Origin of the sequence: Brevundimonas sp. NPDC046655 (genome assembly GCF_044901625.1) — a bacterium.
Classification (GTDB): Bacteria; Pseudomonadota; Alphaproteobacteria; order Caulobacterales; family Caulobacteraceae; genus Brevundimonas.
The window spans coordinates 887,553-900,337 of record NZ_JBJDPV010000001.1 but is presented as its reverse complement, the minus strand read 5'-3'; the positions used below and the strand labels follow the sequence as shown (position 1 = coordinate 900,337).

General features: G+C 67.0%; 14 protein-coding genes. 7 read left to right on the top strand and 7 right to left on the bottom strand.

Going from position 1 to position 12,785, the window contains the following annotated elements; genetic code table 11:
• Positions 1-11 precede the first annotated feature (11 nt).
• From ACI2KI_RS04425 to ACI2KI_RS04410, 4 genes are all read right to left on the bottom strand, one after another.
• Positions 12-1,280: an outer membrane beta-barrel protein gene (locus tag ACI2KI_RS04425; RefSeq protein WP_404618072.1), complete on the bottom strand. Its 1,269-nt coding sequence runs from the start codon at positions 1,278-1,280 to the stop codon at positions 12-14.
• Positions 1,281-1,311: 31 nt separating this feature from the next.
• Entirely contained in the window at positions 1,312-1,797 is a 486-nt protein-coding gene (locus tag ACI2KI_RS04420; RefSeq protein WP_404618070.1) for a hypothetical protein, read from the bottom strand.
• Between the two features lie 464 nt (positions 1,798-2,261).
• On the bottom strand, positions 2,262-2,822 hold the full coding sequence (locus tag ACI2KI_RS04415; protein WP_404618068.1) for a hypothetical protein: 561 nt from the start codon (positions 2,820-2,822) through the stop codon (positions 2,262-2,264).
• Positions 2,819-3,583 (bottom strand): transglutaminase-like cysteine peptidase, encoded by a 765-nt coding sequence (locus tag ACI2KI_RS04410; protein WP_404618066.1) that lies wholly within the window; start codon positions 3,581-3,583, stop codon positions 2,819-2,821. Before ACI2KI_RS04410 ends, ACI2KI_RS04415 begins: the two co-directional genes overlap by 4 nt.
• A gap of 141 nt (positions 3,584-3,724) precedes the next feature.
• Between ACI2KI_RS04410 and ACI2KI_RS04405 the strand changes: the two genes are divergently transcribed.
• From ACI2KI_RS04405 to ACI2KI_RS04385, 5 genes are all read left to right on the top strand, one after another.
• Positions 3,725-4,306 (top strand): polysaccharide biosynthesis/export family protein, encoded by a 582-nt coding sequence (locus ACI2KI_RS04405; RefSeq protein WP_292083171.1) that lies wholly within the window; start codon positions 3,725-3,727, stop codon positions 4,304-4,306.
• Positions 4,307-4,309: 3 nt separating this feature from the next.
• Positions 4,310-5,122 carry a metallophosphoesterase gene (locus ACI2KI_RS04400; RefSeq protein ID WP_292083170.1) on the top strand — a complete coding sequence of 271 codons (813 nt, stop codon included), beginning with the start codon at positions 4,310-4,312 and terminating at the stop codon, positions 5,120-5,122.
• 63 nt (positions 5,123-5,185) lie between these two features.
• Positions 5,186-6,238, top strand: a complete 1,053-nt coding sequence (locus ACI2KI_RS04395) for a cell wall hydrolase (protein WP_404618063.1) — start codon at positions 5,186-5,188, stop codon at positions 6,236-6,238.
• Between the two features lie 361 nt (positions 6,239-6,599).
• Positions 6,600-7,520, top strand: coding sequence for a glycosyltransferase family 2 protein (locus ACI2KI_RS04390; protein ID WP_404618061.1), 921 nt, complete (start codon positions 6,600-6,602; stop codon positions 7,518-7,520).
• Position 7,521: 1 nt separating this feature from the next.
• On the top strand, positions 7,522-9,036 hold the full coding sequence (locus ACI2KI_RS04385) for an oligosaccharide flippase family protein (RefSeq protein WP_404618059.1): 1,515 nt from the start codon (positions 7,522-7,524) through the stop codon (positions 9,034-9,036).
• On the opposite strand, the gene ACI2KI_RS04380 is transcribed toward ACI2KI_RS04385, so the two are convergent.
• Entirely contained in the window at positions 8,990-9,994 is a 1,005-nt protein-coding gene (locus tag ACI2KI_RS04380; protein WP_404618057.1) for a glycosyltransferase family 2 protein, read from the bottom strand. The two genes, ACI2KI_RS04385 and ACI2KI_RS04380, sit on opposite strands and share 47 nt — an antisense overlap.
• 113 nt (positions 9,995-10,107) lie before the next feature.
• Between ACI2KI_RS04380 and ACI2KI_RS04375 the strand changes: the two genes are divergently transcribed.
• Both ACI2KI_RS04375 and ACI2KI_RS04370 read left to right on the top strand, forming a co-directional pair.
• On the top strand, positions 10,108-10,929 hold the full coding sequence (locus ACI2KI_RS04375; protein ID WP_404618055.1) for a hypothetical protein: 822 nt from the start codon (positions 10,108-10,110) through the stop codon (positions 10,927-10,929).
• Between the two features lie 96 nt (positions 10,930-11,025).
• Positions 11,026-11,223, top strand: coding sequence for a hypothetical protein (locus tag ACI2KI_RS04370; protein ID WP_292083163.1), 198 nt, complete (start codon positions 11,026-11,028; stop codon positions 11,221-11,223).
• Positions 11,224-11,231: 8 nt separating this feature from the next.
• Here the strand turns inward: ACI2KI_RS04370 and ACI2KI_RS04365 are convergent, their stop codons facing one another.
• Positions 11,232-11,819, bottom strand: a complete 588-nt coding sequence (locus tag ACI2KI_RS04365; RefSeq protein ID WP_404618053.1) for an acyltransferase — start codon at positions 11,817-11,819, stop codon at positions 11,232-11,234.
• Positions 11,820-11,821: 2 nt separating this feature from the next.
• Positions 11,822-12,784, bottom strand: coding sequence for an NAD-dependent epimerase/dehydratase family protein (locus tag ACI2KI_RS04360; protein WP_404618051.1), 963 nt, complete (start codon positions 12,782-12,784; stop codon positions 11,822-11,824).
• Between the last annotated feature and the right edge of the window lies 1 nt (position 12,785).

The following is a 12,785-nucleotide window of genomic DNA, read 5'->3' as shown; positions in this document are numbered from 1 at the left end:
TGGGCTGCCCGTTAGTATTGGGCGACAAGCGAGAGCACGAAGCGGTGGGTGTTGAAGTCGTTGGTTCGGTCGAACCCGGACGAGCGGCGGTTCTCGAAATCGTAGGCGGCGGTGACGCCCAGCCGCCGGTTGAGCAGGTAGGTGGCGCGCACGCCGCCGAACCAACGGTCGTTCTGGCGGTCGATGGCGTCGAAGTCTTCCTGGGCGAAGCCGGCCCGCGCTTCGACGATGACGTTCCGGCGAAGCTCGTAATCCGCCGTCAGCTGGACCGTGGACGACAGATAGCCGCCGGACCCGGGCACGCCGGAATCGCCGACAGACCGGTCTGCGTTCAGGCCCAGGGTCAAAAGCTGGGTAGGGAAGTACTCCAGGCGAACCCGCGTGCTCAGGCCGCTGGTTGAACCATAGAGCGGATCGTCGAACGACTGGTCCAGATAGCCGACGCCCGCTTCGCCCCGGATGAGATTGGTGAGCTCGAAATCGACGCCGACGATGGCGTTGACCCCGCTGGAATCCCGCTTGGGCGTCAAGGCTGTCCCGGCGGCGTCATAGGACCGGTCGTTGAACGACACCCGCGCGAAAACCGCCGTCGCGGGACTGACGGCGTAGTCGGCCCGGCCAGTGATCTCATAGGTGGTCTGGTCGCGATCGGACTGCGGCACCGGAACCCCGGCAAGCGTGACCCCGTCGTGATAGTCGTAGGAGCGGACATCGCCGCGTCCGGAAAACCGCAGGCGATTGAAGGAGTGGCTTCCGGTCACATAGGCCTGCGCCCGGTTGTAGCGAATGGGCTCGGCGATCGACTCAGGCGAGTTGGACGAGGTGCGGGGCTCGACTTCGCGAGCATAGTCCATGCCGCCGCCCAGATTGGTGCGACGGCGCAGATCGAGGCGCCCGGCAGTCCCTACCGACCAGGTTTGATAATTCTCGCTGCCGTAGCTGGCTGACCAGGTCGATTGGCCTTTGGCGAAGGCGGTCAGCGAATGACGCGACCAGTCGGACTCGACCTCGACGCCGGGGGCGAGCCTGATAAGGGTGTCCGACTGTTCGTCGGTGTCCGTGGCGAAGATATTGCTGTCGTAGCCGATGTCGGCCTGGACGCGAGGGTAGGCGCGGAAGGAGCCCCAGCGCACGCCGAGAGCCTCATATTCCGGGTGGGGCCGATCCTTCACCGAGACGTTGCGGTCGCGTGCGAAATAGTCGGTCTGGGCCTGGGCGCTCACCGACGGCAAAGCCAGAGCGCCGCCCGTCGCCAGCACGGTGAGCAGTCGAAGTTTCATGCGGTCCCCCATGTTCATGCCTGTGCAGGTGTCAGTTGCCGCGTCGGTAGTCTGATCCGCCGCCGCCGCTGGTCGGCGGAGGGACACCCGGGCCGGCGATGCCGCCATTGCCGCCCGTCGCGCCGGGGCCTTGCAGTCCGGCGCCCACCGCCATCGAGACGCGGTTCAGGCCCTCGCAGCCGACATGGCTCCAGGTCTGATCGTCGCGCAGCAGGCAGTGTTCCCGCGCCATGGCCAGCCGCAGGGCGGCCTGCACCACCATGGGATCGGCGCCGCTGGCGCTGATGACGTCTTCGACCGCCTGGGACACGGCCAGTTCGATCTCGCTGCTGTCGCGACCCCGGTTGTTTTCGATCGCAGCCGCCATGGCCGCCCTGATCCGGGCGGTCAGGGCTTCCACTTCGGGCGAGGGTTGATCGGATGGCGCCGGGGCCTGTTGCGCGGGTGTCGAGGTCGCGGCGGGGGTCGCCAGGCAAAAGGCGACGATGGCGAACAAGCAGGTATGTTTCATCGTCATTCTCGATCTCGGCGGTGCAAAAGAAAATTTCGCATGAAACTGTCCGATCGATGTTGCCTGACGTCTTTTACCTACTCAAAAAGGCCGTTTATACTCATTTAGTTGATCTAATGATTATTCTGATCTAGGCGTTTTCGTCCCGTATCATGGGCTTTATCATTCATGGAGCCTCAAGAATTCAGGAAGCGGTGGATCGATAGTTGTGACCCGGCAACGGAAAGCAGTATCGATGACTCCAGGATAGAAGGCGTGGGCGAACGGCGACCGACGACCAAACAACCGTCCGTTCGGCAACCGGTACGCTTGAGGCCAAAATATGTTCCAGATTCTGACAGCGACCTGCATCGCGAAGGAATTCGCCGGGCCTTGTCACGGGCTATGATCGCCGTGGCGGTCTTCTTCGTCGCCTTGGTCGTCCTGGGCGTCATTCTGGACTATCTGCCCGCCTATCTGCGGACCTATGTCTATGATCGCTGACGCGTCGCGCCGGTCAGATCCGTCTCTGTCCTGAGCCGCGAGAAGGCGATGAAGGCGATCATTCGTCCGCGCGGATTTCGGATGGTCGATGGCAGATCCCTGAGCGCCCAGCCGTGGCGCGGGAAGACGGCGGCCAGTTCATTCATCGCCTTGCCCTGCAGCGCTGGAGACAGGGCGTCCCAGTTTTCAAAGAGGAAGCTCAGCCGCCACCGTGTCAGTTCGGGGCCGAGCGGCTCCAGCTCGTATGAGCGCAACACATGGGCCTGTGCGCGTTGAGACAGGGGCGAATGCCGGGCCCGATCGATGTAGGCCAGGCGCAGCCAAGCCGAGGCGTCGCTTGGGCGCTGGGCGATGTAGTCGTCGGTCAGTCTGGTCGCCCGCCGAAGGTCTTCGGACGCGGGGACGGGCGCCTGCAACCCTTCGACGGCTGCGGCCTCCTGGCGGTCGAGGGGGAGGGGGCCGATCGACCCCATCAGGCCCAAGAGCGCCAGAGCCAGTGCGAACAGACTGATCAATCCGGGCAGCCAGACGGCCCAACGCCGGCTCACTCGGCGGCGACGTGCACCCATGTCAGCATCTGGCCCGGCGCCTGGCGTTCGCGCCATGTCAGTCTGGCCTCCGTCCAATGCACCACCCAGGGGGTGAGATTGTCGAGAACGTATTCCCCCTGATCCGTGGCGACAAGGAGAACGGCGTGGCTCAGCCCCGTCCGCGTCGTGACCAGGGCGATGGACAGGGCCTCGGCGGGGACGCCCTGCGCGATCAGGCGTTCGCGCTTGGTCAGAGCGAAGTCCTCGCAGTCGCCAACGGGCCTGGCGCGGCCGGTCGCACGCGGGATCGTCCAGTAGTCGGCCTGTCGATAGGCGCGCAGATCGTCCTCGGCGCGAAGGGCGGCGTTGACCTCGGCGTTGACCGCCGTCACCGCGCTCCACTGGGGGCTGCGCCGCTGGACAAGCGCGCCGCTGGTTGTCGTCGTAGGGCGACGAGGCTCGACCTCGGCTGGCTGGCCAGCGGATCCTGACGCCAGTGAGGTGGCGCCCGGCGGCGATGCCTGATGCGAGCGGTCAAACAACTGTCGCCAGTAGACTCGCGCCGCCGCCTGGATCAGGGCCTCGACATCCGCGACCGTCGAGCCGGGCGTGCGGCAGGCCTCTGGATCACGGCGGCAGTAGTCGATCACCCCCGCAGGCGGGGCCGCTTCGGCGCCCAGGGGCATGGCTGAACGAGACTGGGCGCAGGCGGGGGCCGCCGCCACGCACAGGGCGATGAACGCCGACGACGGCGCGAGCCGGAAACTGGGTCGCGACATTCCTTTGAGCCCTGCACGGATGGGTGGTCGCGACGTTGCGGCTGCGGTCGTCAAGATTCCGTAAGCTGACTCGTCCGAAATTTTGAACGCGAAACCTGCTGCGTCGTTAGAAGCGAAGCTGTGCAGACTGGGATGGCCGACATGATCTCTCGTCGTCTGGTGTTGCTGACCTTGCCGGTCCTCGGTCTGTCGGGGTGCGCGACTGCGGCACCCCTGAGCGCGGGCGAGACCTCCGGGGCTTCCGGGTCAAGCGATCGCGTGGTTGAGGACTATCGTCTGGGGGCGGGTGACAAGGTCCGCGTCAATGTCTTCGGCGAGCAGGCGCTGACCGGCGAGTTTCAGGTCAGCGGCGCCGGAATGATATCCCTGCCCCTGATCGGCGACATCCGGGCGGCGGGTCTGACGGTGGCCGAGTTTCAGCGCTCGGTCGAGGAGGGTTTGAAGCAGGGCTATCTGCTGGACCCCAAGGTCAGCGCCGAGGTTCTGACCTATCGGCCCTTCTTCGTCCTGGGGGAGGTCGGGGCGCCCGGCACCTATCCTTACAGCACGGGACTGACAGTGTTGAACGCGGTCGCGACGGCCGGGGGCTTCACCTATCGCGCCGACACCAAGCGGGTTTTCATCCGTCGCGCCGGCGGCGGAGACGAAGAGGTCTATCGCCTGACCACAGGCACCATGGTGGCCCCTGGCGACACGATCCGGATCGGAGAACGGTTCTTCTGAGCGATGTTCTTCAGCGCACGCCCCAGAATTGCGGATGACCTGTCGCAGCGCGGCGTGCCTTCGGACACCCTGATATGGGCGATAGGCGACGTGCACGGTCAGGCGGATTTGCTGGCCTGTCTGACGCGGGCGATCGTCACAGACCTGGGCCAGAGCGCCTGCAGGCGGCGGATTTTGCTGCTGGTCGGCGACTATGTCGACCGTGGGCTTCAGTCGCGCGAGGTGATCCAGCACGTTCTCGACCTGGAAGCTGAGCTGGAGGCTGAGGGAGGCGAGGTCGTCTGCCTCAAGGGCAATCACGAGGAATTGCTGCTGAGATTTCTCGAGGATTCCGCCATCGGTCCCGACTGGGCGGCGCTGGGCGGCAAGGAGACGCTGATCTCCTACGGCGTGGAGCCGCCGCCCTTGGGCGCGAAGTCGGACCAGTGGCAGCGCGCCTCCACCGCCCTGCTGGAGCACATGCCCAGGGACCATCTCGAGTTTCTGCGCTGCCTGCACATCTCGGTGACGCTGGGGGACTTTCACTTCGTCCATGCCGGGGTCAGGCCTGGCGTGCCGCTGGAGCAGCAGACCGAGGCGGATGCCCTGTGGATCCGCGACGCTTTTCTGGCCGACGAGACGGCTCTGCCCAAGGTGGTGGTCCACGGTCACACCCCGGTTCACGAGGTCCACGTCGATCATCGGCGGATCTGCATCGACACCGGCGCCTATGCGACCGGCGTGCTCAGCGCCCTTCGGCTTGAGAGCCGGACCCGGATGCTCATGCGCGCCGAGCGCAAGGGGAGGGAACTCGGACTGTCCTTCGGGCGATTGTAGTGGTTGAGACGGCGTCGCTTGGCGTGACCTTGGCGGTCTGACAGGACGTCGGGAGGGAGAAGGGTGGAGGAGCACGCAAGGGCTTTGGCCGCCTATGGCGGAGAAGTGTGGCGGCGCGGTCTGGCGACGGCTGCGGTGCTTGCCCTGCTGGCGGCGACCGTCTTCATCGGCCAGAGCGTGCTTCAGGCCTGGAATGAGCGCCATCTGCGGGTGTTTCACCCCATCGCCGGTCTGGACTACGAGCGGCCCCTGGTCGACGTCGCCGCCACCACGCCAGACAATCCCGTGCCGATGGCGTTCCAGAAGATCAGCGCCAATGACGCCTACCGCTACAACGCCTCCGTTCCGGTGGTTTCGGGCGCGCTGACGACGGCGCGCCCCTTCTTTCTGCCGGTGATGGCGGGGGTCAGCAACGAGCGCGCCCTCTATTGCCTGACGGCCGCTGTCTATTACGAGGCGGCTTCCGAGAGCGCCGCGGGTCAGCAGGCCGTCGCCCAGGTGGTTTTGAACCGGGTGCGCCATCCGGCCTTCGCCAACAGCGTCTGCGGGGTCGTCTTTTCGGGATCGCAGAGGGCGACGGGATGCCAGTTCACCTTCACCTGCGACGGGGCCATGGCGCGTCGGCCCAGCATCGCCGGCTGGGCGCGGGCGCGTTCGGTCGCCCAGGCGGCATTGAATGGCTACGTCTATCCGGGCGTCGGCACGGCGACCCACTATCACACCCTGTGGGTGGCCCCTTACTGGAGCCCGTCGCTGACCAAGGTGGCCAATATCGGAGCCCATACCTTCTATCGGTGGAAGGGCGGCAACGGCCTGCCGGCGGCCTTCACGTCGCGATACGCCGGCTTCGAGCCCGCGCCGACGCCGGGCGGGCGGGCCGAGGTCGTGCTGGCTGCGGCGGTCCCGGCCCCGGTTGAGGTGCTGGACGTGACCCCGGCCAAGTCGGCCCTGCCGCCGCCCCAGGAGGCGGCGTCGATCCCTGCGCCGCCGATCATTCCAGCCCCGCTGCCGACGGTCGTCGTGGAGGAGGCGCCCGTTGTCGCCGCTCCGCCGCCGCCTCAGGTTCTTGTCGAGAATGACCGGCCCCGGCGTCGGATCGCCAAGCCCAGCTGGTAGGTCAGAAGAGCATCCAGATGACCGTGATGATCCCGGCCCAGAGCACGATCGAAGACGCGACCACGAACGCCAGCGTCCGGCGGGCGGACCAACGGGGGTCGGCCGGTCCAGGTTCGGCGCACGGAGTCGATGTCGGCAGGGAGGAGGCGGTCACCGAGGTTTCCTCTGGCGTGTGCAGATCAATCGAACGTAACGCCGCCTTGCGGCCTGTTTGGGGTTCGGATCTGTTCAAGGTGCGACAGGCGGCAGGGGCGAGACCTTATGAACTCGTCTCTCTGCCTAGGGAGATTCTTCGCCCGTCGCCAATCGGGCGGACGCTTTCGATCACGCGCCCCCCACGCCTTGCTGGCTCGGGGTTCAGATGACGGACTGCTCCATCATCGTCTGCACGCGCAATCGCCTCGAGGCGCTTCAGCCCTGCCTCGCATCGATCATTCAGGCCGTCGGCGCAGCGGATGACGCCAGCTGCGAAATCGTCGTCATCGACAATGGCTCGAGCGATGACACGGCGCGATGGGCCGTCGACTATCTGTCGCAAACGGCTGTGGCCTTTCGTGTCGAGCGAGAAGAGCGGCCGGGTCTTGCGGCGGCGCGGAATGCGGGTGTCCGCTTCTCCTCGGGCCGTATCCTGGTTTTCACGGACGACGATTGCCGTCTGACCCCGGACTATGTGCGCAAGGCCCTGCATTATCATGCGGCGGATGCGGCGCCGGTGATGCGGGGCGGGCGGGTGGATCTGGGCGACGCCAGAGACCTGCCTTTCACCGTGATCGCCGACCAGCGCCCACGGCGCTACGATCCGGAGCAGAAGACCCAGAGTCTGGGCGGCTTCATCCTGGGCTGCAACATGAGCGCGCCCAAGACCCTGCTTGAGGCCGTCGGGCCGTTCGACGAGCGTTTCGGCGTCGGCGCGCCGTTCCGGGCGGCGGAGGACACGGACTACCTGTACCGCATCCATCTGGCCGGCTTCGGCGTCGAATACGTCCCGGACATGGTGATCCGCCACCATCACGGCCGCCGCAGCGTCGGCGAACTGCGCCGGGTCATCGACTACTACAACGAAGGGGAGGGGGCGATTTACGCCAAATACCTGTTCGGCCCCCGCGCCTTCTTCCGTCAGCTGCGGTGGGATCTCCGCGACGCTCTGGCCGAGACGCTGATGCGGCGGCCGATCCGGGACGTCTTCGGTGTGGGCAAGCTGACCAAGTTGAGGTCGAACGCCGTGGGCTTCTGGCGCTACCTGACCTACCCCGGCGTCGGGCCCGAGCGGCCAGGTTTCTGAGATGACGCCTGCCCCGAACGTGACCTCGAAACCCGGCGCCCTGGGGCGAACCACAGTCGGCGGGGTGGCCTGGCTGCTGGCCCAGACCCTGGCCAATCGCGGCGTCGGGGTGATCAGTCAGATCGCCCTGGCCTGGTTGCTGATCCCGGCGGACTTCGGTCAGTTCGGCCTGGCCCTGTCCATCGTCCTGGTGGTGGGGCCGCTGACCAGCTTCGGCGTTGACGACGTGCTGTTGCAGCGGTCAGCCAGGTCCCGCGCCTGGGCGCCGCCGGCCTTCTGGACCGGCCTGATTGCGGGGCTGGTCAGCATGATGTTGGTGCTGATCGCGGCGCCCTTCCTGGGCGAGGCCTATCGCGCGCCCCGGATCGTCGGCGTCATGGCGGTGCTTGCTGTCGCCATTCCGGTGGCCTCGCTGTCCACGGTGCCGATGGTGACCCTTCGCGCCCAGCTTCGCTTCAAGACCCTGGCCTGTATCGGCACGGCCGAGTTCGCGGGTCAGCAGGCCCTGACCGTGGCCCTGGCGGCGGCGGGGATGGGAGCCTACGCCTTCGCCATTCCGGCCTTGGCGGTGGCGGCGATCAAGGCGGCGGTGCTGTGGCGCATGGCGCGACCGTCCTTGAAAGTGGGGCGTCTCGGTCTGTTCCGGCTGCTGGCTCAGCGCGGTAGCTCGGTCTTCCTCTCCCGTATCCTGATAGCCCTGCGGCATCAGGGCGACGTCGCCATCCTGGGGCTGTTCGCCACCCAGGTTCAGGTCGGGCTCTACTTCTTCGCCCTGCGGATCGCGGCCCAGCCGGTCCAGATGTTCGCCGGCAGCCTGAACACGGTCCTGTTTCCCGCCCTGGTGCATCTGAGCGGCGACCGCCCGCGCCAGCTGGCGGCCTCGCTCAATGCGGCGCGGATCCTGGCCTTCCTGATCACCCCCATCTGCTTCATGCAGGCGGCGGTGGCCGAGCCCCTGCTGACCCTGCTGTTCGGCGCCAAGTGGGCCGGCGCGATCCTGCCGATCCAGTTTCTCAGTCTCGGTCTGGCCTTCGACGGCGTCGCCTGGGTGGCCGGAGCGCTGTTGACCGCGCGAGGCCATTTCAAACTGGGAGCCATCTACAACGCCGTCATGCTGGCGATCTTTGTCGCGGTCGTTCTGACGAGTTCGCTCCCAGGCCGCGCCGCCTATGCAGCCCTGGCCGTGGGGGGATTCTACGCCGTCGTGCCGCCCGCCTATTCATGGCTGGTGTTCCGCCGATACGGCGCCGCGTCGCGCGACGTCCTCGGTCTCTACTTCAGGCCGACCTTGATCGCGGGCGCGGCGGTCGGGACGGCATGGGCCGCGTCGCGTCTGGGGCCGTGGGGCGCGGACCCCTTCTGGACCTGCGCGGTGGTCGGACTGGTCGGCGTCGCCCTATATGCAGGCCTGACGCGCTGGTTGATGGCCGACCTGTTCGCCCAGACCCTGGCAAGGCTGCTGGGACGATTCAGCCGTCCGGGCCGGATCGCCGTCGCCGTGCCTGATCGGCCATGAAGGCGTCGAAGGCCGTGTCCGACCGGCCCAGCAGCCGGATGGCCAGACCGCGCAGGCTCAGGTTTATGGCCTGCTTGAGCGGCAGCATGGATAAAGCCTGCGGCCCGGCCAGAAGCGCCTTGGTCAGGCCTTTCGCCCGGTCGATGCGGCTGGCCGGAAAGTCCGGCAGGCTCAGGTAATCGCGGCGGCGTTCAGCCCCAGCCAGTCGCCAGGCCTGTCGCTGCAGCCTCTGGGTCCGGTGCTTAAGGTCCAGTTCGCGGCGCAGATAGGAGGCCTTGTTCCCCACGTCGCGGGTCGTCTGCTCGCCATTCTCGGCCCAGACGGCCAGCGGCTCCATGGCGACCAGGATGGGCTCGTCCACCGCGAAGGTCCGCATGTATTCCTGGCTGGTCGCGGTGCAGGGGCCGATCTCCAGCGCGCTCCTCACATCTCGCGTCCAGAACAGACCGCCGTTGGAGACGCCGATCCCGGTCAGCAGGACCAGCCGGAACAGGTCCGGTTCGTACAGCCCCTCGATGAGCTGTCCGTCCAGCACCCCGCCATCGCTCAGGCGCGCCTGAGCCGTGCCGCTGGCCAGTTCGACGAACTGGTTGCGCAGGATCAGGTCGACCTTGCGCGTCCGGCACAGTTCGATGTTCCGTTCCATGAAGCGGGGCAGCAGAGAGTTGTCGTCTTCAACCACGCAGAAATAGTCGGCGTCATTCGGGTTGGCGGACGAGAAGCACTGGTCGATGTTGGCCGAGGCGAACTTGCGCGGTCGGTTGGTCGTGTAACGGATGCGCGCGTCGTTCAGGGCCGCGCAGACCGCACGCCCGCTCTCGTCGGGATCGTCGTCGAAGACATCGCAGATCCAGTCGGTCCAGGTCTGGGCCAGCAGAGACTCCAGACAGCGCTTCAGCGCGACGGGGCGTCGGTAGGTCGGCGTCCGAACCTGAACCCGTCCTCCGTTCCGCTCCACCCGGATGCTCCCTCAAGCCTGACCGGATCATCGGCGCGCATGACGCCGTTATCAACATGGCTGGCGTCGAAACCTGTTCAGGCGGATAGTTGGCGCGGGGCTCGGGAGACGCCATGAGGCCGCACTCGCCTGCGTTGAGAAGCCTGTTGCGCTTCGCCCTGGTCACGCCCCTGTGTGGGCTGGCGTCTTTCGCGCGGCGATCCTCACGGCAGGATACGGGGGCTTCATCAGCCTCCGCCGCGCTGATCCCGACGCCGATGGACCGCGCCTTGCCGGACTGGCGCGGCGTGACTCTGCGGGTCAATCGCTGGCGCACCCACCTTTTCAATCCCTCGTACTGGAGCGAACCCAAGCTGGGGCCTTATGCCTGGAGCCCGCGCAATGCGCTGGTTTCTGACGGCGCCTTGAAGCTGCGCGTCAGCGAAAGGGCGTCCGGTCAGATTCAGGCCTGGGATCGGGCCTTCGCCACCCGCGCCCTGTGGGAGGTGGACGTCACCTTGCCGGCCATGGCCCCCGGCCTGATCGCCGCGCCGCTGTGGACCTACAACCGCACGACGCTGGAAGAGAGCGACTTCGAGGTCGTCGGCGTCAAAGGCCTGTTCGTGACGCTGTGGGCCAAGGTCGGCGGCCGGCAGGTCGCCGTCTGGGACAACGGCGGGGCGCCGATCATTCCAGGCGATCTGTCAGGACGGCGGCTGCGCCTGGGCATGGCCTATGAGGCCGGGCGCGCGGTCGTCTACTTCGTCAACGGGCGCGAGGTCGCGCGCGCAACCCCGGCCGACACTCGCGACGGACGCTTTCCGACCGGACCGCAGAAGGCCTATCTGGACCTCTGGGTCGCCGCGGGGCTGGATTCCGGCTGGGCGGGGGTCTGGCGCCCCATGCCCGAGGGGCGGCGGCTTGAAATGGTAGTCCACGGCTATCGCCAGGCCTGAACGCGACAAGCAGGAATTTCAGAGTTTTATCGGGAACCGGCGTTCTTCGTGCGCGTCTAGCTTGATAGGGTGTGCATTCAGGAGCGGGCGCGGGTCATGTCGTCCAAGGATATCGCGGATTTCGCCATTGAACTGAGGTTCGAACCGGTCGCGGACTGGCTGTGGGCCGTCATCGACGCCGAGGGCTTGACCCTGACCTCGGGCAGTTCGACGTCGCGAACCCTGGCCTGGCGAACCGCGACGCGCGCGGCCGAAACCCTGCAGCAGGCGCGTCAGCCGTCCCAGGGACGGTAACCGCCAGCCTATTCGATGGTCTTGATGTAGCGGGCGGGCACGCCGCCCCACAGTTCGCCGGCAGGCACCTCGCCGCGCACAACGCTGCCGGCGGCGATCACTGCATTGTCGCCTATGCGGGCTCCCGGCAGGATGGTGCAGTTCGCTCCGATCCAGACGTTGGCGCCGATCTCCACGCCGCATTTGACGTCGTCCCAGGGCGTATGGAAGCGCGGGACGCCCGGCTCGATCTTGTGGTTGGAGCCGACCAGGACGCAGTGCTGGCCGATGCCGGAGCGATCACCGACGCGGATGACGCCGCCCGCCGCGCGGATATTGCAGCCGGTCGAGATGACGACGGCGTCGCCGAGGACCAGCCCGCCTTCGACCGGGCTGTGCCTGGCATGACGTTGCACCAGCACCTCGGTGAAGGCGTAGACCCGCACCCCCTGACCCAGCTGGATGGCGTCGACGTCGCGATAGCCGTAGTCCCAGATCACGGTCGGGTCGCTGAACAGCGTCGGGTTCCGCAGGCGGACGCGCAGCGCCAGCACCCACCGGGTCGCGCGCAAGCGGCAGTCGCTGACGAGAACGCGCACAAATCCTCCGATGCTCATGCCTACGCCTCCACCCTCAGTTCATGTCGATGCCAGGCAATGGTCTGGTTCAGGCCCTCATCCAGCGAGACCTGGGTGCTCCAACTCAGCCGCTTGCGCGCCTGCGTTGCGTCCCCGACCAGATCGAAAATCTCCGTCGCCCGGTCCGGGGCGCCGCCGATCTCTAGCAGGGCGGTCGCATCCAGCATCCCGGCGATCCGGCTCGCGATGTCGCGGATCGTATGGCCCTCGCCGCTGGCGATGTTGAGGACGGCGCCTCTCAGGTCATCATGCGCGGCGGCGGCCAAGGCGGCGGCCACGAAGTCGTCGACGTGCAGCAGGTCGCGCTTCTGGCGCCCTTCGGTAAGGGTGAAGCGACGCCTGCGCAGCAGCGACCGGATCAGGCTGGGGATCAGGAAGTCGCTGGACTGGTCCGGGCCATAGATCAGCGTCGGTCGCAGTGTCACAACGGCGAAGGGCAGGTGGGGCTGCATCATCTGGCTCAGATGCGCCCCCGCGACCTGGGCGAAGGAGTAGGGCGAGCAGGGGGCTTCGCGCTGGCTCTCGACAAAGGGCGAGGGACCGGCGCCGTATTCCTCCAGTCCGCCGGTGCGCACGAGGCAACGCAGGTCCGGCGCCGCCTCGTTCGCCGCGCGCAGCAGGTTCATCAGGCCGCCGACGCCGCCGCTCACGGCGCGCTCGATGCTGCCCCAGTCGCCGGCAAGGGCCCGTAGGCTGGTGTCGCCCGCCAGGTGAAAAATCGCCTCGGGCCGCGCGCCTCGGCAGGCGTGCAGCACCGCGGCGAAGTCGGTCACGTCGCCGATCCAGACGGTCAGGCGGTCTCGACAAACTCGCAGCCGTCGAAAGTCGCTGTCGGGTCGCGCCAGGACATGAACCTTATGATCCAGCGCCAACAGGCGCCGCGTCAGATGCGACCCCAGAAAGCCCGTCGCGCCGGTGACCAGAACAGAGCCGCCCCCCGCCATG

What these genes read in the sequence shown, in the direction of transcription:
- ACI2KI_RS04420 (WP_404618070.1), bottom strand. Translation starts at nt 1,797, where the DNA reads ATGACGATGAAACATACCTGCTTGTTCGCCATCGTCGCCTTTTGCCTG.
- ACI2KI_RS04405 (WP_292083171.1), top strand. Translation starts at nt 3,725, where the DNA reads ATGATCTCTCGTCGTCTGGTGTTGCTGACCTTGCCGGTCCTCGGTCTG.
- ACI2KI_RS04370 (WP_292083163.1), top strand. Translation starts at nt 11,026, where the DNA reads ATGTCGTCCAAGGATATCGCGGATTTCGCCATTGAACTGAGGTTCGAA.
- ACI2KI_RS04375 (WP_404618055.1), top strand. Translation starts at nt 10,108, where the DNA reads ATGAGGCCGCACTCGCCTGCGTTGAGAAGCCTGTTGCGCTTCGCCCTG.
- ACI2KI_RS04385 (WP_404618059.1), top strand. Translation starts at nt 7,522, where the DNA reads ATGACGCCTGCCCCGAACGTGACCTCGAAACCCGGCGCCCTGGGGCGA.
- ACI2KI_RS04360 (WP_404618051.1), bottom strand. Translation starts at nt 12,784, where the DNA reads ATGGCGGGGGGCGGCTCTGTTCTGGTCACCGGCGCGACGGGCTTTCTG.
- ACI2KI_RS04410 (WP_404618066.1), bottom strand. Translation starts at nt 3,583, where the DNA reads ATGTCGCGACCCAGTTTCCGGCTCGCGCCGTCGTCGGCGTTCATCGCC.
- ACI2KI_RS04390 (WP_404618061.1), top strand. Translation starts at nt 6,600, where the DNA reads ATGACGGACTGCTCCATCATCGTCTGCACGCGCAATCGCCTCGAGGCG.
- ACI2KI_RS04365 (WP_404618053.1), bottom strand. Translation starts at nt 11,819, where the DNA reads ATGAGCATCGGAGGATTTGTGCGCGTTCTCGTCAGCGACTGCCGCTTG.
- ACI2KI_RS04400 (WP_292083170.1), top strand. Translation starts at nt 4,310, where the DNA reads ATGTTCTTCAGCGCACGCCCCAGAATTGCGGATGACCTGTCGCAGCGC.
- ACI2KI_RS04425 (WP_404618072.1), bottom strand. Translation starts at nt 1,280, where the DNA reads ATGAAACTTCGACTGCTCACCGTGCTGGCGACGGGCGGCGCTCTGGCT.